This window comes from Bradyrhizobium sp. SZCCHNR1098, assembly GCF_032489375.1.
Taxonomy (GTDB): domain Bacteria; phylum Pseudomonadota; class Alphaproteobacteria; order Rhizobiales; family Xanthobacteraceae; genus Bradyrhizobium.
The window spans coordinates 353575-373347 of the sequence record NZ_JAUEXY010000002.1 but is presented as its reverse complement, the minus strand read 5'-3'; the positions used below and the strand labels follow the sequence as shown (position 1 = coordinate 373347).

Below are 19773 nucleotides of genomic sequence, written 5' to 3'. Positions count from 1 at the left end.
CTGCAGAAAACAGTCTGGATTGCGCCGTCGCTTCACTCCTCGCGATGACGACCGTTACGTTCGTCATTCCGGGGCGATGCGAAGCATCGAACCCGGAATCTCGAGGTTCCGGGTTCGCACTACGTGCGCCCCGGAACGACGGCAGAGCTAGAACGTCAGCGCCGACACGACGCGCACCCTCTGGCTGGGATCGATCTTCTGCACGCCGAGCGCCACGACCTTGTCGCCTTCGTCAACGCCTGACGTGACGAGCACGTCCTTGCTGTCATAGGCCTTCACCTTCACCGGCTTCAGCGTCACCTCGCCCTTGTCGTTGACGACGTAGAGCGACGGATCGCGGCCATCGCTGAACAGCGCCGACAGCGGCAGCCGCGCGACGCGCGTGGTGGCGGGATCGGCGAGCGTCAACGTCGCGGTCATGCCGAGCGAGACGGCGTCGCCAGCGTCCGGCAGCGAGAACTTGGCGAGATAGGTGCGCGTCGCGGAATCGGCGGTGGGCGCGATCTCGCGCAGCTTCGCCGCATATTGCTTGTTTGCCTCCGACCACAATGTGACGTAGGCGCTGCCGGTCTTGGCGCGTTCGAGCAGGGTCTCCGGGATCGCGACCACGGCCTCCTTCTCGGCAAAGCGCGCGACACGGATCGCGGCCTGGCCGGCGGCAACGACCACGCCTGGTTCGATCATGCTCGCGGTGACGACGCCGCGCGCGTCGGCAACCAGCGTCGCATAGGACAGCGAGTTGCGTGTCAGTTCGACCGAGCGCTCGGCGCGATTGAGCCGCGCCCTCGCCTCGTCGGCGGACGCCCTGGCCTGGTCCATCTGGGCATCCGTGGTCCAGCCCTTGGCGCGCAGCTCCTTGGCGCGTGTCTCGGCGGCGGAGGCCTGCGCCAGCACGCCGGTGGCGGCGCGGAATTCGGCTTCGGCCTGCTCGGCCTGCAGCTTCAGGTCGACCTCGTCGAGCGTGGCGAGCGGCTGGCCGACCTCCACGGTCTGGCCGACCTCGACCAGGCGCTTGGCGACCTTGCCGGCGACGCGGAAGCCGATATCGGCCTCGATGCGCGGCCGGATGGTGCCGACGAAGCTGCGCTCGGGCGTCTCGGCCTCGTAGTGGACGGGCGCGACCAGAACCGGCCGGACCGGCTCGGCCTTCTGGGCGACGGTTTCATTGCACCCGGCCAGGGCGACGGCCATCGTGGCCAGCGCAAGGCCAGTCAACAGCTTGGAATAGCTCGCGAAAATCAGGCGGATCAACATGGGGCACCCTCGCTGCTCTTACGAGGAAGTGTCGAATGTCGAATGACGATTGTCAATATTCGTCAGCAATCATGACTTCGTGATCATCTGGACATGTTGCCGCAGGTGCTCAGTGGAGCGGCAGGCCGGTTCGGAACTCCGCCGTGCGCTCAACCGCCACCGATTCCGGGGCCGTCCGCCGCCGCGGTCGAGCCCGGCCCCGCAATCAGGGCATGCACCGTGCGCTTCACTCCGCGGGCGCCTGCCCGGCGAATTCGACCTTGCTCTCATGGCCGCCGAAGAACGCGAGCAGCCCGGCGATCAGCGGCAGCACCGACAGCGCGAGCAGGCCGTGGGTGGTGGAGCCGGTCGTGTCCTTGATCCAGCCGACCAGATAGGGGCCGCCGAAGCCGGCGAGATTGCCGATCGAGTTGATCAGCGCGATGGCGCCGGCCGCGGCCGTACCCGACAGCCATGCCGTCGGCAGCGTCCAGAACACGCCGAAGACACAGAACACGCCGATCGCCGCGACCGTGAGCGCAACCATGGTGAGCGTGGGATCGCCGATCATGCTCGATGCGGCCAGCGCCACCGCGATCAGGATCAGCGGCGCGCCGACATGCATCACGCGCTCGCGTGTCGCATCGGAATGCCGCGCCCACAGGATCATCGCGACGGTGCCGAACGCATAGGGGATCGCGGTGACGAAGCCTGTCTGCACATTGGTCAGTCCGAATGCCTTGACGATCTGCGGCAGCCAGAACTGCATGCCGTAGAGCGCGCCGACGAAGCCGAAATAGATCAGGCTGAGCACGATCACCTTCGGCGACGACAGCGCCTCGCCGAGCGTCATGTGGCCGGCGGCCTGCTTCGCCGCAGTCTCGGCCTCGAGCTTCGCCGCGAGCCAGGCCTTCTGCTCCGCGGACAGCCAGGTCGCATGCTCCGGCCGGTCGGTCAGGTAGAACCAGGTGACGACGCCGAGGATGACCGAGGGGATGCCCTCGATGATGAACAGCCACTGCCAGCCCTGCAGTCCCATCAGGCCGTGCATGCCGAGCAGCAGGCCGGAGACCGGCGCGCCGATCACGGTCGAAATCGGCACGGCAACCGCGAAGGCGGCGAGGAAGCGCGCGCGATACTGGGCGGGGTACCAATAAGTGAGATAGAGGATGATGCCGGGAAAGAATCCGGCCTCGGCGACGCCGAGCAGGAAGCGCAGCGTGTAAAAGCTCCACGGGCCCGAGACCACGGCCATCAGCGCCGAGATGATGCCCCAAGTCACCATGATGCGCGCGATCCAGCGGCTGGCGCCGAACTTCTCCAGCGCCAGATTGCTCGGCACCTCGAAGATGAAATAGCCGATGAAGAAGATGCCCGCACCCCAGGCGAACACCAGCGGCGAGAATTTCAGCTCCGCGTTCATGGTCAGCGCGGCGAAGCCGAGATTGACCCGGTCGAGATAGGAGAAGAAATAGGCCAGCACCAGGAACGGAATCAGGCGCCAGGAGATGGCGCGGATGGTCGCGGACTCGATATCGGAGCGGCCAAGCGCGGCCGGACTGGTGGCGGACGGACTCATCGATCTCCTCCCCGGAGCTTTCTGGACATTGATAGTTGAAGGCGGTGTTGAGCATCGGTCGTGGCAAGTCAATCGGAAAACCTGAAATCCCACAGCCCGTCGGCGCATCGCGGGGGCGCGGCCCGCGCATGACGCCCTCCTCGCCCGAGATGCTCATCCGCGTCGTCGGCATCTGGATCGACCGGATCGCGACGCGGCCTGCTTGGGCATAGGCCTGCCAACGGCAAGCCGCGATATCAACCGAAAGCTCAGATCGGCCCCGCGCCGGCGCGGCTGAAGAAGGCGTTGAGCTCCTCGGCCAGAACGGCAGGCTGCTCTTCCGGAATGTAGTGGCCGCACGAGGAGATGGTGATGCCCTCGACGTGATCGGCGACCTCCCTGAGCGGCGCGGCCATGTCCACGATCGATCCCTGGTCGGCACCGACGGCGAGCACCGGCGGCTTCAGCTTGCCCCTTTGTTTCAGCTCGCGGTTCTGACGCGCGGACAGTGCGGCGGCACGATAATAAGCGAGCCCGGCGCGCAAGCCGCCGGCCTTGGTCAGCACGCGGGCGTATTCGTCGAGATCGCGTTCGGAGAACGCTTCGGGATTGGCACCCTTCCGGCGCAGGAACCAAGCGAGATAGTCGCGTTCGCGGCCGTGGATCAGCATCTCCGGGAGATCCGCGACGGCGTGGAACGCGAAGTGCCAAGTGCGCCACGCGCGGTCTGGCGCGAAGGGCAGCGCCTCGGGCAGGGTGACGCCGGGAATTCCCGCATCGAGCAGCGCCAGGCTGCGCACCTCGGCTTCGAACAGCACCGCATAGGGATAAGCCACCCACGCACCGATATCGTGGGCCACCAGATGATAGCTGGTGACGCCGAGTTGCTGCAGCAGGCGATGCACCGCCGTGGCCAGGGTCTGAGTGTCGTAGCCGTCGGCTGGCCGGTCCGAGTCACCCTGCCCGGGGAGATCCGGCGCAATGACCCGATAGCGCGATGCGAGCAGCGGCATGACCTTGCGCCAGGCAAACCAGCTTTCGGGAAAGCCGGCGAGCAGCACCACGACCTCGCCAGCCGGCGGGCCACCGCTGACATAGTGCAGCCGAAGGCCATCGACGGTCTCGAAGCGGTGGGTAAAGCCCGGCAGCGACGCATCGGCGCGACCGAACGGCTCGGCCGCGACCAGCCGCGACGGACTTTCGGCAGAGATGGCACTCATCAACTTAGTCATGGATCATCCTCCTAATTATAGAACAATCGTTTCCTATTTAGACACGACATCACGCGAACAAGGCGGCAGCTTGGTCTGCCACGGCCATCATCTCGCTCCTCGTGCGCCCTGTCTTGCCGACCACCCGAAATCCCTGGATCACGCAGAACAAGGTTCGGGCCACGACTTCCGCGTCGAGATCCGGCCGGATCGATCCATCCGCCTGGCCCAGCCTGATCAGGTCGCGCAACAGGGTCTCGACCCGCCGTAACGCTCCGCGGACCTTGGCGGCGGCCTCCGCATCCAAGGTGGCGAGCTCGGCCGCGCTGGTCACGACGAGGCAGCCGCGCCGGCCTTCGCTGTCGCTGGCGGATTCCGCGTAGAACTGCAGCAAGGCCTCCAGCTTGTCGCGGCCGCTGGGCTGCGCATCGATGCGCTCGCGCACCTGCTGGTCGCGGCGCGCGATGTAATGATCCAGCGTCGCCAGGAAGATCGCGCGCTTGTCCGCGAAGGCCTTGTAGAGGCTGCCGGTGGCGAGCTTCATGGCCGCGCGCAGTTCGGCCAAGGACGCGGCGTGGTAGCCGCGCTCGCTGAAGACCACCAGGGCCTTGTTCAGGGCGGTGTCCATATCGAACTCGCGCGGCCGACCGGGCCCGCGGCGCTCGGATGAATCCTGTTGCGACCTCGTCATCCCTCCTTTTAGGAAACATTCGTTTCCAAATCAAGAGCACTGAGCGGATCTCCGACGACCAGGGTCAGTCTCCAAGCTGAAAGCGCTGGAACCGGTGCAGCTCGTCCTCGATGGTCCGCTTCAGCGCCTTGCGCTGGTCGCCACGCGCGGCCTTGCCCTGGCCGACCCAGCTCCATTTCTGCATCAGGAGCTTGCCGTTCTGGCGGTCGGTCTTGAGATCGAGCGCGGCGACGATCTCGTCGCCGACCAGCACCGGCAGCGCGAAATAGCCGAACAGGCGCTTGTCCTTCGGGACATAGGCCTCGAAGCGATGATCATAGTCGAAGATCGCCTGCGTCCGCTTGCGCTGGATGATGAGCGGATCGAACGGCGACAGGATGTGCACGCGCTCGGAGCTGATGTCGATCGGCTCCTCCAGCGCGGCCGGCGTCGCCCAGTGCTCCTGCCTGCCGGCGCCCTCCAGCGTCACCGGCACGAGCTCGCCGCGCCGGACCCTGGCATCGATGACCCGGCGCACCGCGGCCTTGCTTGGCGCATTGAGATGGCAGAGCGAATCGAGGCTCACGACGCCTTGGGCGCGCAAGCCGCGGTCGAGCAGATAGGCTGCGATCTCGCGATCGTTGGCGCCCTTCGGCAGCCGTTGCCAGCCGAAATGCCGGGCGGTGAGGTCGTAGGTCTTGAGCATGCCGTCGCGGCCCGACACCGTCAGCACGCCCTCGTAGAAGCCGAGCTGCAGCGCGCGCTTCGACGGCTTGCGGCTGGCCCAGGCGTGGTCCTTCTCGCGCAGCACGTCGTCGTCGATGTCGCGGATCGTCAGCGCGCCACCTTGGCGGATCAGCCGCATGACCTTGCGCGTATCCTCGGGCTTCACGGTCTGCAGCCAGCGATGGCCCTCGCGGCGGTAGCGGCGCATCGCCGGAACGAAGTAGCGGAAGTCCTGCAGCGGGATGTAGGACAGCGCGTGGGTCCAATATTCGAAGACGGTCTTGTCGGTGCTCTGCGCCTGCCTGAGATCGGCGCGGCGATAGGCGGGAATGCGGCTGAACAGGATGTGGTGATGGCAGCGCTCGATGACGTTGATGGTGTCGATCTGCACATAGCCGAGATGAGCAATGGCGGCGGCGACCGCCTCGGGGCCCGCGCCGAACGGCGCCTCGGCATCGAGCCGCTGCGCGCGCAGCCAGATCCGGCGCGCCTGCGGCTTGGGGAGCGGGATGGGCGTGGGGACAGCGGGCATGCCGCGCAATGGTGCGAGATTCGCCCCCGCTCCCGCAACGGCAAATCAGGCCGGCGAGATCCCCTTGCGGAACCTCACGGCTTGGCCTTGTCCGGAATGCTGCCGGTGGCGATCACGGCCTTGCAGCTGGCGCGGCCGGGATCGGGCGCACGGCACTTGTAGATGCTGCCGGTCAGGCGGTCGACCAGCCAGGCCGTATCCTCGGCCGGACTTTCCAGGCCGACATAGCGGTTGCCGACCGCGGTGATCAGCGTCGACAGCAGGATCGATGCCGCAATGATGCCAGCCCCGATCAGCGTCGACATGGAACCGGCTGATCCCGTCTGATCCTGACTGCTCGCCCGATGGGGCTGATAGTCGCGCCTGTGCGATGGGTTGAACACGGCTCTGCTTTTCTGTTTGCGTTTCTTAGACTACGAATCCAGTCGCCGTTCGCGTCCTTCAGGTTTGCGATTTTTTCCCGGCGAACGCTATCCGGTAGAGCCGCATCTGGCCGATTTGTTGTTCGCGGACCGGCCACCTGCCGATCGCTTTGCGGCAGCGCGCGGCGCGTCCCGCGGACCACTCGCTTCGCCCCGCAAGGGCCGCCCAGTCCGGCAACGTGACGTCGATCACATTTGATGCTTTGAACCCGTTCTATCGTTCACGCATCCAATGACCATAGGGCATGACGACCCGAGGATAACGACAATGACCCCATATTTTGGACGCTTTGCAGTTCAGGCGGCGGCGTTCTCCGCCATGCTGGCGATCGGCGCAGGCACCGCCCTCGCCGGCGAGGCCGTGTCGGCCGACAAGATCCTCAACGCGCTGAAGCCGAAGGCCGTGACGCGCGGCATTTCGGTCGGACCGCAGGCAACCCCGCAGGCCGACGCGGCAGCGCAGGCGAAGCAGGCGGCCTTCATCGACAGCATGCGCAACCGCAAGACCCGCTCGCTGTCGCTCGGCGAGCGCGAGCAGATCGCCGAGATCGCGGCGACCAAGCCCAAGATCGATCTCGAGATCCAGTTCGACTACAACTCGGCCGAAATCAGCAAGGCCTCGATGCCGGCCGTGCAGGAGCTCGGCAAGGCGCTGTCCGATCCGAACCTGAAGGGCTCGACCTTCGTGGTTGCCGGCCACACCGATGGCATCGGCAGCGACGGCTTCAACCAGGATCTCTCCGAGCGCCGTGCCGACACCATCAAGCGCTATCTGGTCGAGAAGTTCGCCCTCGCCGGCCAGGACCTCGTCACGGTCGGCTATGGCAAGACCAAGCTCAAGGACGCGGCCAACCCGGCCGATCCGCTCAACCGGCGGGTCCAGGTCGTCAACATGGACACCAAGACCGCGGCGAAGTGAGCGCTCCGCCGCGCATCGCCCCGCCTGCCCACGGTCCCTGGCAGGCGGGGCGCTTTTTGTCCGGATTCAGATCCAGCTCTGGAACAGCATCAGCCGGGTGAAGGTCTGCATCGTCGTGCCGATGAAGGCGGCGCTGACCGGCAGCATCGCGACGAAGCCCAGGATCGCGACGGCGACATAACTCAACAGCACCCAGCGCGGCCAGCGGGTCAGCGCATGGACGAGCGCGAGGCTCGCCAGCGTCGCCGACGGCAGGTAGTAGTAGATGAAGCTCAGCGCGCGCGGCAGCAGCGCCCAGGGCAGATAGCAGCCGAGATAGAACGCCAGGATCAGGAACGCCGTCGCGCTGCGCGTCGCGATGAAATCCCGGATGCAGATCGCGAGCGCCGCAAGCGCCGGCCACAGCACCAGCGGATTGCCGAGCAGCGCCACCGCGGCGATGTCGGTGTCCCTGGTCTTGTCGAACAGGAACCAGACCGGACGGACCAGCAACGGCCAGGTCGGCCACGCGCTCATGTAGGTATGGCCGGCGATCGCCGTGGTGACGCTGTCGGCGAAGATGCGCCGCTGCGCTTCGAAGATGCCGATGACGGACAGGCCATGCAGCGGGACGAAGGTCGCGAGATAGCAAACAGCCGGCATTGCGACGAGGCACAGCACGATCTGCAGCCAGCTCAGTTGCGGCCATTGCTCGGGCCGATACCAGTCGGTCGGCTCGCCATCGCCGAACGAGGTCTGCCAATGCTGCAACAGCTTGATGAGACCGACGATGAGAAGCGCCGTCAAGAGCGGAAACAGCCCGCTCCATTTGCAGGCGATCGCAAGGCCAAACAGCGCTCCCGCCAGCGCGAACACGACCTGCGGCCGGCGCTGCCTGAACGCAAACAGAAAGGCCGCGATCGCGAGCAGGCTGAAGGCGAGCGCGCCGATGTCGAGCATCGCGATGCGCGCCTGCACGAACAGCATCTGGTTGAAGGCCGCGAGCAGCGCCGCCGCGATGGCGGGCCATTGCGCCGCGAACAGCGCCAGGCCGCACAGATAGATGGCGGCAACGGCGAGCCCGCCGAGCACGGTACCGGGATAGCGCCATGCGAAGGCGTTGTCGCCGAACGTCCTGATCGACAGTGCAATCAGCTCCTTGGCGAGCGGCGGATGCATCGGGTTGAGCTGCGGCGTCGCCGGCGCCAGTCCCAGCATCTGCCGCGCCGCCGGCACGTAATGCACCTCGTCGAAGACGAATTTCGGCGGCGAGGCGAGCCCGATCATCAGCACGACGTGCGCGATCGCGAAGATCAGCAATGCCGTCATCACACAGCGGCGGACCGACAGAGCGCCATCCTGCGCAACCTCGCCGTCCTCGTCGTCGTCATCCCGGCGAGCAGCAGATACCTTCATGGGCCTCCGCGTTGAACTGATCTCACGGTGGCGGCAACTAACCACCGAACGGTCATCGAGGCAAACTTGTGCCCATTTTACAACAACCCCGCGCGCCGTCTTCGGCTAGATTGAGCAGGAAACAATCTTCGGTGTGGATATGAGTCTGCGTCGCCGAACCTGTGTCGCTGCGATCTCGGCGGCCGCCCTGCTGGGCGTCGCGGGCGGCGCAAGCGCCGACGGCCGCATCGGCGAAGCCGTGCTGGTGCAGAAGGACGTGCTGCGCGTTGCAGGTGCCTCGAGCAGCCCGATCAGCGTCGGCGACGGCGTCGTGCGCAACGAGACCGTGCGCACCGGCAATGACAGTGCCGCGCGGCTCGTCATGATCGACAGCACCAATCTCTCGCTCGGCGCCAACGCCACCCTGACGCTCGACCGCACCGTCTTCAACGACGAGACCAGCTATCGCGACATCGCGATCCGGCTCGGCACCGGCGCGTTCCGCTTCGTCACCGGCCATTCCGAGAAAACCGCCTACAAGATCAACACGCCGCTGGCGACCATCGGCGTGCGCGGCACCATCCTCGACATCAGGTCGCAGCGCGGCCAGACCATGGTCGTGCTGCAGGAAGGTGCTTCGCGGGTCTGCACCCTCACCTTCCAATGCCTCGAGCTGACGCAGCCGGGCGACACCGCGATCATCACCGCGACCGGCAACAGCAGAAGTGCGATCAAAAAGACCGGCAATCCGTCCTGGAGCTTTGCCGCCACCTGCGCGTCGACATCGGGCCTTTGCACGGTCACCGATCTCGCCAGCAATGCGCCGCCGCAGGACTTCACCGGCATCCTGTGCGGGCGGTGACGATGAGAACGCGTCGCGGTCAGCTTGCTCTCCTGATGACCGCCATCGCCGGCGGGCTGCTCTCGCTCGCCCTGCAGGCCGCGCCGGCCGCCGCGCAGAGCAGTTGCGGGGCGAACAATTTCGCGGCGGCGCTGTGCCCGACCCCGTCGCCGTCGCCGACCTCCTCGCCCACCGCAACGCCCACGCCGTCGGCCACGCCGACATCGACCTCCAGCCCGACGCCGACGCCCTCGCCCTCGATCTCGTCGACCCCGTCGCCGACGCCGACCGGCGCGGGAAACAGCGCGAGCGCGATCAACGGCCTCGCCGACCAGCGCTTCAACCAGATGATCACCAACCGCGTGCTCGGGCTGGTGCTGCTCGGCGTCAACGAGCAGATCAATTGCAACGACTGCGTCAGCGCGTTCGGCTCGGCCGGCTCGTTCTCCGCCGGCATCCATGGCCGCAAGCAGCTCACCAACAATCTGGCGCTGCTCGCCGGCCTCGCCTACACGCATTACACCGAGAACGGCTACCACGTGACCTCGGCGCCGATCGGCGCCTTCGCGCTGCGCTACGACTTCACCGATTGGGGCTCGTCGCGGCCGTTCTTCGACATCGGGACGATCCTGACGCCGTATGAGCGCGTGCGCTACGGCCGGAGCTATGCGACGAGCCTCGGTAACGTCACGGTGGACGGCACCACCACGGCGTCGAACTACGCGGTCTATGGCCGCGCCGGCTGGATCAGCCGGTTGTCGCCGCGCGACGAGCTCGCGGCGTCGGTCGAGCTATGGCAATTGTGGCAGCACGTCGCCGGCTATCGCGATCCCGCGCTCGCCTTCAACCCGTTCGATGCGACGATCGCCGGCGGCACCGACCGCACCAGCCTGGTCAAGGTCGGCGGCCAATGGACCCACCTGTTCGGCTCCAGCATCGAAGCCAACATCAATGGCGGCTACGTCCAGTCGTTCGCGACCAGCTCCGGCATCGTCACCACCATCACCGGCAACGGCACGGTGACGCCGACCATGGGCAACCAGGGCTGGTTCGAATATGGCGGCCGGCTCGGCTTCCGCCTGCCGCAAGGCTGGATCGCCGATCTGTTCGTCAACGGCACGCTCGGCCCGCAGCCGGTCGGCAACACCATCCACGGCGGCATCGGCCTGCGCGTCCATTATTAGCGGCTGGCCCGGCGCCGAGCGGATCACCCTCGCTCCGTCAAAATTTCATGATCGGCCTGCGCTCGGGTCGCCTTGACCCGCGCCCGCCGGCGGACCTATTGAATGATAATTATCATTTAAACGCGATGGTTCGCCAGGCGCGCGGAGATCCGATGGACGTTTCCACCCAGGCGACCACCGAAGCCCTGCCCGGTGTTGCGGCGGCGCCGTTCGAGCCGGCCCCGGAGCCGCCGCGCGCCAAGGCCGCGTCGGTCCGCACGGCATTGCTCTCCGGCCCGGTGCTGCCGGCGCTGTTCCGGTTGGCGCTGCCGACCATGACCGTGCTGGTGGCGCAAACCGCGGTCAACGTCGCCGAAGCGTATTACGTCGGCTTCCTCGGCACCGATGCGCTGGCCGGCGTCGCACTGGTGTTCCCGATCTTCATGCTGATGACGATGATGTCCAATGGCGGCATCGGCAGCGGCGTCTCCTCGGCGGTGGCGCGCGCGGTCGGCGCCGGGCACAACGCCGATGCCGATGCCATCGCCTTCCATGCCATCGTGCTGGCGGTGATCGCCGGCGGCCTGTTCACGCTTGCGACCGCCCTGTTCGGCCCGGCGCTGTACCATGCGCTCGGCGGGCGAGCCAGCGCTCTGGAGGCGGCGCTGCGCTACTCCAACTATCTGTTCGCCGGCGCCGTCCCGGTGTGGATCGTCAATCTGCAGGCGGCGGCGCTGCGCGGCGCCGGCAATGTGCGGGTGCCGGCGCTGGTCACCCTGGTCGGCGCGCTGGTCATGATTCCCGCCTCGCCGCTGCTGATCTTCGGCATCGGCCCGCTGCCGGGGCTCGGCATCGCCGGCGCGGGCATCGCCTTCGGCCTGTATTACTGCGGCGCCATGCTGGTGCTGGTACGTTACATGGCCTCTGGCCGCTCCAGCCTGCATGTGCGCGTTGCGCGGCTACAGGGCCGGCTGTTCGCCGACATCCTGAAAGTCGGGCTGCCGACCGCGCTCAACGCGGTCATGGTCAATCTCACCGTCATCCTGGTGACCGCGCTCGCCGGGCGCTTCGGGACCTCCGAGCTCGCCGCCTACGGCATCGCCTCGCGGCTCGACTACATCATGATCCCGATCCTGTTCGGGCTGTGCACGGCCACCCTGACCATGGTCGGCATCAATGTCGGCGCCGGCCAGCGCGGCCGTGCGCGCCGCATCGCCTGGATCAGTGCCCTGGCGGGCGCAGCGCTGGTCGGGATCATCGGCCTGATCGTGGCGCTGCACCCGCCGCTCTGGCTCGGCCTGTTCAGCCGCGACGCCGGGGTTCTGCGCGAGGGCGCGACCTATCTGCGCACCGTGGCGCCGGCCTACGCCGCGCTCGGCTTCGGGTTCGTGCTGGCTTTTGCCGGCCAAGGCGCGGGGCACGTGCTGTGGCCGTTCGTCGGCTCCGCCCTGCGCGTGCTGATCGCGGCGGGCGGCGGCTACATCGCAATCATCATGCTCGGCGGCGGCATGGCCTCGCTCGCCGCGATGGTCACGCTGTCGCTCGTCGCCTACGCATTGGTGTGCAGCCTCGTTCTCTCGCCCCGGATCTGGCGCTCACCTCGTTAGCGCGACGTCCACCGACGGGCGCAATCCAACCGCCTGCAACTCACGACAGTCACCGCCAAATACAAGCAATTCACGCGGCTACTACCAGTGAGTGGTGCGAACGGGCACCTCTCGCTGATCCGGCAAACAGACTGATAACCTTCGGTTCCCACGACCCCGTCCACGGGTTCCTTTATGGAACCGGATTCAGCATGCGGTAATCTCTGACCGCCACTTCCTTGCAGCAGGGGCTCGCATCCGCCGGCGTCGAGCCTCGGACAGCCATCAGCAGGAAGCGTTGCACATGACCGCATCGATTTCGTCGAAGACTCTTCGCGATCTGGCATGGAGATTTGGCCGCGCGAAGGATGGCCAGATCAGCATGATCTTCGCCATCACCATCATCCCCATCCTGGTGTCGGTCGGCGCCGCCGTCGATTTCGCCAAGTCCAGCGACACCAAGGCGCAGTTGCAGAAGTCGGTCGACGCCGCGGTCCTCGCCGGCGTGACCCAGGCCAGCGCGCAGCAGGTCTCGACCGCGAGCGCGGTGTTCTCGGGCAGCTTCAAAGGCCGGTTCGGCACCGGCACAACGGCGACCTTCACGCCCAACAGCGACGGCTCGCTGTCGGGCACCGCGACGACCTCGGTGAAGACCTCGTTCCTCAACGTGATGGGCACGACATCGCTCGGCGTGACGGCGTCCGCAACGGCCAAGGCCGGCGCGCAGACTACGTCGCCCGTGTGCATCCTGCTGGTCAGCACCATCAACGCGCAATCATTGCTGGTGAATTCCGGGGCCCAGCTCAATGCGCCGAGCTGCGAGATCCACGTGCTGTCGACGCAGAGCCCGGCCGCGATGTTCAACGCCACGCTCAACGTCAAGCGCATCTGCATCAAGGGCACCAATATCACCAAGAACGGCGGCGCCACTCCGCCGGCCGAGACCGGCTGCGCGGCGATCTCCGACCCATTTGCCGGCAAGCTGCCCGCCGTCACGGTGGGCGCGTGCACCACCAACAACAAAGTCTATGATCCCGGCTCGGTCACGCTCAGCCCCGGCGTCTATTGCGGCGCGACCAACTTCAACGGCTCCGGCACGCTGACGCTCAATCCGGGCCTCTACATCATCAAGGGCGGCGCGATGACCTTCAACTCGGGATGGACGGTGACCGGCAGCGGCGTCACCTTCTACCTCGTCGACCAGAACGCGACGCTCACCTTCAACGGCAACGTCAATGCGACGCTGTCGGCGCCGACCAGCGGCACCTACGCCAATATCCTGATGTACGAGCCGAGCGGCCTGTCGACGACGAACCTTCCGATCAACGGCACCAGCAGCTCGTCCTACACCGGCCTGATGTATCTGCCGAGCCGCAACGTCACCATCAACTCGGTCTCGACCATGAGCAGCAACAGCGTCACGATGGTGTTCAACACGCTGATCCTGAACCAGACCAACTGGGCGATCGCGCCCGGCGCGTTGTCGATGTCGGCGGCCAGTGGTCCGGCCGGCACGGCGTTCCTGTCGAGGTAGTTGCCATAGCTGAGCCAATTCTCGTGAGTGCTGTTTCAGCGGCTGGTCGCCGGGACTGACGACCCGGCTTCACGAGAAGATATCAGCTCCTCTCTTCCGAGATGAAACGGAGCTGCATCCCGCCACCGTTACTGCTTCCCTCTCCCCGTTCTTCACGGCAGAGGGAACGCGGTGTCGCTGGCGGCTGCGGCGTCGTTTCAGCACTGCAAGGACTTCATCAGCTCACCAGAGCCGCTCGCGCCCTGCGTCTCGGCCGCCGCCTCTGCCGACTCCACAAGCCGCCGCCGGCCCGCCCACTCACCTTCGTCGCCACTCCCTCCCCTTGACACCCTCTCCCGTTTCAGGTGATGTTACGTTATAACATTGCATAAAGAGGCCGCATGCCCGCTCGCCGGCACCGACCCCTCCCCCTGAAGAGGCTATTCGACCTCGATGCGCAAACTCCCCGTCACGGTCTTGTCCGGCTTCCTCGGGGCTGGGAAGACCACCTTGCTCAACCACATCCTGAACAACCGCCAGCGACTGAAGGTGGCGCCGCGCCAACGAGGCGGCCTGACCAGCCCGCATCCGAACCGAAAGTCCTCGGGTGCAACGAACCGCGAGACACACGCGCGACAGTCGCCCCTGCTTCGCGTGTGAGAGGGAAGGCGGTATAGCCGCTCCCTGCCCGGCGGAGCCGTCGCGAGACGGCTCCGCCATTTCCTTGATGGCTACGACTTCGACTCGGCGGGATCGCGGTGCACCGGGTCGATCCACAGCACCGTCTCGGGCTTCTCGACCGGCTCGATGTCGATGTTGATCGCGACCGCCTCGCCGTCGCTGCGCACCAGCACGCATTCGAGCACTTCGTCCGGGCTCGCATTGATCTCCTGGTGCGGCACGTAGGGCGGCACGAAGATGAAATCGCCGGGACCGGCCTCCGCGGTGAACTGCAGCCGATCGCCCCAGCGCATCCGCGCCTTGCCCTTCACGACGTAGATCACGCTCTCGAGATGACCGTGATGATGCGCCCCGGTCTTGGCGTCAGGCCTGATCGTGACCGTGCCCGCCCACAATTTCTGCGCTCCGACGCGCGCGAAGTTGATCGCCGCCTTGCGGTCCATGCCCGGCGTCGACGGCACGTTGGAATCGAGCTGATTGCCCGGAATGACGCGGACGCCGTCGTGCTTCCAGCGCTCGTCGCCGTGATCGTGGGAATGGCCGTGCGCGTGATCGTGAGAGCCTGACATGATTTCTTCTCGGGACTTCATCTGTTCGAGGGAACCAAGCCATTGTTAGCCGAAATGCCGCAGCGAAGCTATTCGCGGTTCCCCACGAACCTTTCTGCATCGCGTGCGTTGGATCGGTGGAGTTCACACAAACAGCGGAGGACGAAGTCATGGGTGCCACCACCGACAAGATCAAGGGCGTCGCCAACGAGACCATCGGCAAGGCCAAGCAGGGCATCGGCGAAGCCACCGGCTCCGAGCGCCTGCAGGGCGAGGGTGCCGTGCAGGAAATCAAGGGCAAGGGCCAGCAGGCGCTGGGCGATGCCAAGAAGGCGACCAAGGACGCGGTGAACACCGCCGCCGGCGCCGCCAACAAGAATCTCTGAGCAGGATCGGCGCGGTCGCGGAGATCGCGCGAAGACGCTATCAACTACAAGACCGGCCCCTCACGGGGCCGGTCTTTGCATCGTCGTTAGTTGACGAGAGATGGCAACTATCAGCCAGATCATTACAGCGCTCCAGCCGGCGCCCATGAATGCGCCCTCTCCCCTTGTGGGAGAGGGCATGCAGGACAGCGCCACAAGCTCGGTCGGGTGAGGGGTCTCTCTCCATGAGCGTCGCTCGCCGAGAGAAACCCCTCACCCCATTGTGTTCGCGGTTGGGCCCGTGATGCCCTCTCCCACAAGGGGAGAGGGCGCTGTATCGCGCAGCACGCTTGGTTGCCCTCCCGGCATCATTCGCGCGCCTTACTTCACGCCGAGCAGTTCGACGTCGAACATCAGCGTCGCGTTCGGCGGAATCACGCCGCCGGCGCCGCGGGCGCCGTAGCCCAGCTCGGGCGGAATGATCAGGGTACGCTTGCCGCCGACCTTCATGGTGGCAACGCCCTCGTCCCAGCCGGCGATCACGCGCTTCATGCCGATCGGGAATTCGAACGGCTCGTTGCGATCCACCGACGAGTCGAATTTCTTGCCCTTCTGGCCGTTCTCATACAGCCAGCCCGTATAGTGCATCACGCAGGTCTGACCGCGCGTCGGCGTGGCGCCGGTGCCTTCCTTGGTGTCGATGATCTGCAGTCCGGAGGGAGTGGTCATGGTCTTTCCTGTGGGTTTGGCGGAACTGGTCTGTGCCGAGACCGCGCGGGAGCCCAGCAAGACGCCGGCCGCGGCCGATGCCGCCGCCATCAGCGCAACTCTTCTGTTCATCGGACGCCGCATGCTCCAGACCGCCTCTGCTCGTTCACGGGAGCCGCGGTTTAGCCCATGCGGGAGCGGCTGACCAGCCCGGCATCGACTTCCGAAAAAAATAATTCACTTGCGTATAATCGGAAATCATGATTTTCTCCGCGCATCCCGCCTCACCGCAGAGGGGCGTAGCGCGCGATCGTCACGACACGCGAGGTGGGATGCGATGGCCGCGTTGTTGCCGCAGCGTGTCTTCGGACGCGCCGACGAACGGCAGCTTGCGGACGTGAAGTCGCAGCGTCCTGATACCCCGATGCTGGTATCACGCGCAGTGCGCGCAAGCGCATTGTCGCAATGGTGGCCAACAAGCCCGGCGCACCAGGGAGACTGCGTATAAGCGTGAAGACCGTCGCGCAGGGAATGCCGGTTGAATCGGCTTTGCCTGTGGTACCTGCCGCCTGCATTCTTTTCGCAGGCGGGCCATGGGTGAGGCCTTCACCCGGCATTCCCTGCGCCCTCTGCATTTTTGCAAGGGCCATGATGATCGCAGACCTCGGGCGTCCGTGCCGCGAGAACGAGACCGTGTGTCGATCGTTGTTTGAGCCGTGTATCCGCCCCATCCACCGCCGTCGTCCCGGCGCCGATCCGGGGCCCATACGCCGCGGCGGACGTGACGTGCGAGGAACTAACGGCTGGCCTGCCTCAAACCACTGCCTGGGATTATGGGTCCCGGCGCAAGGCCGGGACGACAGCGGTGTGTGTGGATACGGCTTGCGTAGCCACCATCGTCATTGCGTGGAGCGAAGCGACGAAGCAATCCGGGGTCACGATCGCCACTCTGATCGTTTCGCTGCGCTCGCGATGACGAACGCACGGAGGAATTCCGGCACCTCAATAGCCCAGCGCACAGCCGTCCTTGCGCGGGTCGGAGCCGCCGGTGAGCGTGCCCTTGTCCCAGTCGATCCAGATCGCCTGACCGCCGCCGAGCGGCGACACCACCTTGGCGGTCTTGTGGCCGATCTTCTGCAGGCCCTCGACCACCTCGGCCGGCACGCCGTCCTCGAGCTGATAGACACCCTCGTAGTGCAGACCGCGCGCCATATCGATCGCTTCCTGCACGTCGCAGCCATAGTCGAGGATGTTGGTCAGCACGTGGGTCTGGCCGACCGGCTGATACTGGCCGCCCATGACGCCGTACGACATCTGGGCGCGGCCGGCCTTGGTGGCGAGCGCCGGGATGATCGTGTGCAGCGGACGCTTGCCCGGGCCGATGCAGTTCGGATGGCCCGGCTGGATGCGGAAGCCACCGGCGCGGTTCTGCAGCAGCACGCCGGTCTCGTTGGAGACGATGGCCGAGCCGAACGAATGCGCGATCGAATTGATAAAGGAGCAGACGTTGCGGTCGCGGTCAACGACCGTGATGTAGACCGTCTCCGGATTCATAGGCGGCGCGACGTTCGGCAGGTCGAGCAGCTTGTCGAGGCTGATCTGCGAGATGTACTCGTCGGCGAACTCCTTGGCGAGGATGCTGGCGACCTCCGTCGTCATGTGCGCGGGATCGCCGATGTGCTGCTCGCGCATCATGTAGGCGATGCGCGCGGCCTCGGCCTCGAGGTGGAAGCGCTCGACGCTGAGCGGATCGATGCGCGTGAGGTCGAAGCGCGAGAGGATGTTGAGCATCACCAGCATGGTGATGCCCGGGCCGTTCGGCGGGCACTGCCAGACGTCGTAGTCCTTGTAGGTGGTGCCGATCGGCGAGGTCACCTCGGTCTGGTGGTTGGCGAAATCCTCCAAGGTGTGCAGGCCGCCGATGCCACGCAGCGTCTGCACCATGTCCTCGGCGACCGCGCCGGTGTAGAAGCCCTTCGGCCCGTCCTTGGCGATGACGCGCAGGGTCTGCGCCAGCTCCGGCTGGCGGATCACGTCACCCACGGCAGCGGCCTTGCCATGCGGCAGAAAGTAGCGCGCGGTGTTGGTGCCGTTCTTGAGCTTCTCGAACTGGTTGTTCCAGTCGAACGCGACACGCGGCGCCACCACATAGCCGTCCTCCGCGGCGCGGATCGCGGGCTGCAGCAGCCGGTCGAGCCCGAGCCGGCCGTGGTCGCGCAGGATGCGGTCCCAGGCATCGATCGCGCCGGGCACGGAGACGGCATGAGCCGAGGTCAGAGGGACCGAATGGATCTTGCGCTCGAGAAACCAGTCCACGGTCGCGGCGGCGGGCGCCCGGCCCGAGCCGTTATAGGCCATGATCCGGCCTTCACCCCTGGGCTGGACCAAGGCGAAGCAGTCGCCGCCGATGCCGGTCGATTGCGGCTCGATCACCCCGAGCAGAGCGCAGGCCGCCACCGCCGCGTCGGCTGCGGTGCCGCCGGCCCGCAGCACCTCGATCCCGGCCAGCGCCGCCTGCGGGTGCGAGGTGGCGATCATTCCGTTCTGGGCGTGGACCGTCGACCTGCCGGGGAAATGGAAGCTTCTCATCGTTGCTCGCTGCGTGATCGTTTGGTGGCTGGAATGCCAGTGCTGACCGGCTACATCGCACATTCCTTCCAGGCTCGGCAATGCCCGGGGATACCAGCTTTTCTATGGTCAGCTCTGCTGGTAAACGGCCGCATGCCCCTCGCCGTCGCCGCCTTCTATCAGTTCGTCGCCCTGCCGGATTTTCGCGACCTGCGCGCGCCGCTCCACGCCTTTTGCGCCGAGCGCGGCATCAAGGGCAGCGTCCTGCTGGCCGAGGAGGGCATCAACGGCACCGTGGCCGGGACCGAACCGGCAATTGCCGCTCTGGTAGGCGAATTTCGCGACGGAACGCTGTTCGCCGGCCGGCTGGACAGTCTGGAGCTGAAATACTCGCGCGCCACGGCCATGCCGTTCCGGCGCCTCAAGGTGCGGCTGAAGCGGGAGATCGTGACGCTCGGCGATCCCGCCGCCGATCCGACCCGGCAGGTCGGGACCTATGTCAGTCCCGCCGATTGGAACGCGCTGATCGCCGCGCCGGATACCGTCGTGCTCGACACAAGGAATGCGTTCGAGGTGGCGATGGGGACGTTCGAAGGCGCGGTCGATCCGGGCCTGCAGAGCTTCGGGCAGTTCAAGGATTTTGCGGAACGCGCACTCGATCCTGCGAGGCACAAGCGGATCGCGATGTTCTGCACCGGCGGCATCCGCTGCGAGAAGGCGAGCGCGCTGCTGCTGGCGCGCGGCTTTTCCGAGGTCTACCACCTCAAGGGCGGCATCCTGAAGTATCTCGAGGAGATCCCGGAAGCCGAGAGCCGCTGGCGCGGCGGCTGCTTCGTGTTCGACGAACGCGTCGCGCTCGGCCACGGTCTGCGGGAGCACAGCGCGGCCACGATCAAGGCAGTTCCGGAGGGCGCACGCGATGAGCAGCTCTGATCCATCCAACGCGGAGCTCGGCGAGCGGATCGACACGCTGGAGATGCGCCTCACCTTTCAGGACGACACGATCGAGACGCTGAACCAGACCATCACCGCGCAGTGGCGCGAGATCGATGCGCTGAAGCGCAAGATCGCCCTGCTGGTCGAGCGGCTCGAGGATGCGCAAAGCAATGCCGAGGGGCCGCGCAATGAGCAGCCGCCGCACTACTGAGTGCGCGG

Annotated in this window: 18 protein-coding genes and 1 pseudogene; 9 read left to right on the top strand and 10 right to left on the bottom strand. The window is 66.2% G+C overall.

What is annotated here, in order from left to right; all coding sequences use genetic code 11:
* Positions 1-147 precede the first annotated feature (147 nt).
* The 6 genes from QX135_RS05960 to QX135_RS05935 all read right to left on the bottom strand — a co-directional run bounded on the left by QX135_RS05960 (position 148) and on the right by QX135_RS05935 (position 6235).
* Positions 148-1254, bottom strand: a complete 1107-nt coding sequence (locus QX135_RS05960) for an efflux RND transporter periplasmic adaptor subunit (RefSeq protein ID WP_315738404.1) — start codon at positions 1252-1254, stop codon at positions 148-150.
* A gap of 226 nt (positions 1255-1480) precedes the next feature.
* Complete coding sequence (locus QX135_RS05955; protein ID WP_315773399.1) at positions 1481-2812, bottom strand: MFS transporter; 1332 nt, start codon at positions 2810-2812, stop codon at positions 1481-1483.
* A gap of 248 nt (positions 2813-3060) precedes the next feature.
* On the bottom strand, positions 3061-4023 hold the full coding sequence (locus QX135_RS05950; protein WP_316176894.1) for an alpha/beta hydrolase: 963 nt from the start codon (positions 4021-4023) through the stop codon (positions 3061-3063).
* A gap of 49 nt (positions 4024-4072) precedes the next feature.
* Positions 4073-4630 (bottom strand): TetR/AcrR family transcriptional regulator, encoded by a 558-nt coding sequence (locus QX135_RS05945; RefSeq protein ID WP_316176896.1) that lies wholly within the window; start codon positions 4628-4630, stop codon positions 4073-4075.
* 127 nt (positions 4631-4757) lie between these two features.
* Complete coding sequence (locus QX135_RS05940) at positions 4758-5930, bottom strand: winged helix-turn-helix domain-containing protein (protein WP_316176897.1); 1173 nt, start codon at positions 5928-5930, stop codon at positions 4758-4760.
* Positions 5931-6004: 74 nt separating this feature from the next.
* Positions 6005-6235 carry a hypothetical protein gene (locus tag QX135_RS05935; protein ID WP_316176899.1) on the bottom strand — a complete coding sequence of 77 codons (231 nt, stop codon included), beginning with the start codon at positions 6233-6235 and terminating at the stop codon, positions 6005-6007.
* Between the two features lie 385 nt (positions 6236-6620).
* Between QX135_RS05935 and QX135_RS05930 the strand changes: the two genes are divergently transcribed.
* Positions 6621-7271 carry an OmpA family protein gene (locus QX135_RS05930; RefSeq protein ID WP_315738410.1) on the top strand — a complete coding sequence of 217 codons (651 nt, stop codon included), beginning with the start codon at positions 6621-6623 and terminating at the stop codon, positions 7269-7271.
* A gap of 66 nt (positions 7272-7337) precedes the next feature.
* Here QX135_RS05930 and QX135_RS05925 read toward each other — a convergent pair whose 3' ends face one another.
* Positions 7338-8666 carry a phospholipid carrier-dependent glycosyltransferase gene (locus QX135_RS05925; RefSeq protein WP_316176901.1) on the bottom strand — a complete coding sequence of 443 codons (1329 nt, stop codon included), beginning with the start codon at positions 8664-8666 and terminating at the stop codon, positions 7338-7340.
* A 139-nt stretch (positions 8667-8805) separates the two neighbouring features.
* Here QX135_RS05925 and QX135_RS05920 point away from each other — a divergent pair, with 139 nt between their 5' ends.
* The 5 genes and pseudogenes from QX135_RS05920 to QX135_RS05900 form a co-directional block, all read left to right on the top strand.
* Positions 8806-9507: a FecR domain-containing protein gene (locus tag QX135_RS05920; protein ID WP_316233997.1), complete on the top strand. Its 702-nt coding sequence runs from the start codon at positions 8806-8808 to the stop codon at positions 9505-9507.
* 2 nt (positions 9508-9509) lie between these two features.
* The gene (locus QX135_RS05915) at positions 9510-10670 is read left to right on the top strand and encodes a hypothetical protein (RefSeq protein WP_316233996.1); all 1161 of its coding nucleotides are present in this window, start codon (positions 9510-9512) and stop codon (positions 10668-10670) included.
* A gap of 152 nt (positions 10671-10822) precedes the next feature.
* Complete coding sequence (locus tag QX135_RS05910; RefSeq protein WP_316233995.1) at positions 10823-12256, top strand: MATE family efflux transporter; 1434 nt, start codon at positions 10823-10825, stop codon at positions 12254-12256.
* Positions 12257-12539: 283 nt separating this feature from the next.
* Positions 12540-13769, top strand: a complete 1230-nt coding sequence (locus QX135_RS05905; RefSeq protein ID WP_315776100.1) for a Tad domain-containing protein — start codon at positions 12540-12542, stop codon at positions 13767-13769.
* 432 nt (positions 13770-14201) lie between these two features.
* Positions 14202-14303, top strand: a pseudogene (locus QX135_RS05900) (GTP-binding protein); the annotation flags it as partial.
* A 176-nt stretch (positions 14304-14479) separates the two neighbouring features.
* On the opposite strand, the gene QX135_RS05895 reads toward QX135_RS05900, so the two are convergent.
* Positions 14480-14998, bottom strand: coding sequence for a cupin domain-containing protein (locus tag QX135_RS05895; RefSeq protein ID WP_315717363.1), 519 nt, complete (start codon positions 14996-14998; stop codon positions 14480-14482).
* 149 nt (positions 14999-15147) lie between these two features.
* Between QX135_RS05895 and QX135_RS05890 the strand changes: the two genes are divergently transcribed.
* Positions 15148-15363: a CsbD family protein gene (locus tag QX135_RS05890; RefSeq protein ID WP_315738416.1), complete on the top strand. Its 216-nt coding sequence runs from the start codon at positions 15148-15150 to the stop codon at positions 15361-15363.
* 360 nt (positions 15364-15723) lie between these two features.
* Here QX135_RS05890 and QX135_RS05885 read toward each other — a convergent pair whose 3' ends face one another.
* Positions 15724-16182 carry an FKBP-type peptidyl-prolyl cis-trans isomerase gene (locus QX135_RS05885; protein ID WP_409998083.1) on the bottom strand — a complete coding sequence of 153 codons (459 nt, stop codon included), beginning with the start codon at positions 16180-16182 and terminating at the stop codon, positions 15724-15726.
* A gap of 870 nt (positions 16183-17052) precedes the next feature.
* Entirely contained in the window at positions 17053-18639 is a 1587-nt protein-coding gene (gene ggt, locus QX135_RS05880; protein WP_315738417.1) for a gamma-glutamyltransferase, read from the bottom strand.
* 132 nt (positions 18640-18771) lie between these two features.
* Here ggt and QX135_RS05875 point away from each other — a divergent pair, with 132 nt between their 5' ends.
* Both QX135_RS05875 and QX135_RS05870 read left to right on the top strand, forming a co-directional pair.
* A complete protein-coding gene (locus QX135_RS05875) occupies positions 18772-19551 on the top strand; it encodes a rhodanese-related sulfurtransferase (RefSeq protein WP_316232553.1) in 780 nt (259 codons plus the stop codon).
* Positions 19538-19765, top strand: coding sequence for a SlyX family protein (locus QX135_RS05870; RefSeq protein ID WP_315738419.1), 228 nt, complete (start codon positions 19538-19540; stop codon positions 19763-19765). The genes QX135_RS05875 and QX135_RS05870 overlap by 14 nt, the downstream gene beginning before the upstream one ends.
* The last annotated feature ends 8 nt before the right edge of the window (positions 19766-19773 follow it).

Excerpts from the sequence above, each read along its gene's own strand:
- ggt (WP_315738417.1), bottom strand. The coding sequence starts at position 18,639 with ATGAGAAGCTTCCATTTCCCCGGCAGGTCGACGGTCCACGCCCAGAAC.
- QX135_RS05940 (WP_316176897.1), bottom strand. The coding sequence starts at position 5,930 with ATGCCCGCTGTCCCCACGCCCATCCCGCTCCCCAAGCCGCAGGCGCGC.
- QX135_RS05890 (WP_315738416.1), top strand. The coding sequence starts at position 15,148 with ATGGGTGCCACCACCGACAAGATCAAGGGCGTCGCCAACGAGACCATC.
- QX135_RS05920 (WP_316233997.1), top strand. The coding sequence starts at position 8,806 with ATGAGTCTGCGTCGCCGAACCTGTGTCGCTGCGATCTCGGCGGCCGCC.
- QX135_RS05930 (WP_315738410.1), top strand. The coding sequence starts at position 6,621 with ATGACCCCATATTTTGGACGCTTTGCAGTTCAGGCGGCGGCGTTCTCC.
- QX135_RS05910 (WP_316233995.1), top strand. The coding sequence starts at position 10,823 with ATGGACGTTTCCACCCAGGCGACCACCGAAGCCCTGCCCGGTGTTGCG.
- QX135_RS05960 (WP_315738404.1), bottom strand. The coding sequence starts at position 1,254 with ATGTTGATCCGCCTGATTTTCGCGAGCTATTCCAAGCTGTTGACTGGC.
- QX135_RS05895 (WP_315717363.1), bottom strand. The coding sequence starts at position 14,998 with ATGTCAGGCTCTCACGATCACGCGCACGGCCATTCCCACGATCACGGC.
- QX135_RS05935 (WP_316176899.1), bottom strand. The coding sequence starts at position 6,235 with ATGTCGACGCTGATCGGGGCTGGCATCATTGCGGCATCGATCCTGCTG.
- QX135_RS05875 (WP_316232553.1), top strand. The coding sequence starts at position 18,772 with ATGCCCCTCGCCGTCGCCGCCTTCTATCAGTTCGTCGCCCTGCCGGAT.
- QX135_RS05885 (WP_409998083.1), bottom strand. The coding sequence starts at position 16,182 with ATGAACAGAAGAGTTGCGCTGATGGCGGCGGCATCGGCCGCGGCCGGC.
- QX135_RS05955 (WP_315773399.1), bottom strand. The coding sequence starts at position 2,812 with ATGAGTCCGTCCGCCACCAGTCCGGCCGCGCTTGGCCGCTCCGATATC.
- QX135_RS05950 (WP_316176894.1), bottom strand. The coding sequence starts at position 4,023 with ATGACTAAGTTGATGAGTGCCATCTCTGCCGAAAGTCCGTCGCGGCTG.
- QX135_RS05915 (WP_316233996.1), top strand. The coding sequence starts at position 9,510 with ATGAGAACGCGTCGCGGTCAGCTTGCTCTCCTGATGACCGCCATCGCC.
- QX135_RS05905 (WP_315776100.1), top strand. The coding sequence starts at position 12,540 with ATGACCGCATCGATTTCGTCGAAGACTCTTCGCGATCTGGCATGGAGA.
- QX135_RS05945 (WP_316176896.1), bottom strand. The coding sequence starts at position 4,630 with ATGGACACCGCCCTGAACAAGGCCCTGGTGGTCTTCAGCGAGCGCGGC.
- QX135_RS05925 (WP_316176901.1), bottom strand. The coding sequence starts at position 8,666 with ATGAAGGTATCTGCTGCTCGCCGGGATGACGACGACGAGGACGGCGAG.
- QX135_RS05870 (WP_315738419.1), top strand. The coding sequence starts at position 19,538 with ATGAGCAGCTCTGATCCATCCAACGCGGAGCTCGGCGAGCGGATCGAC.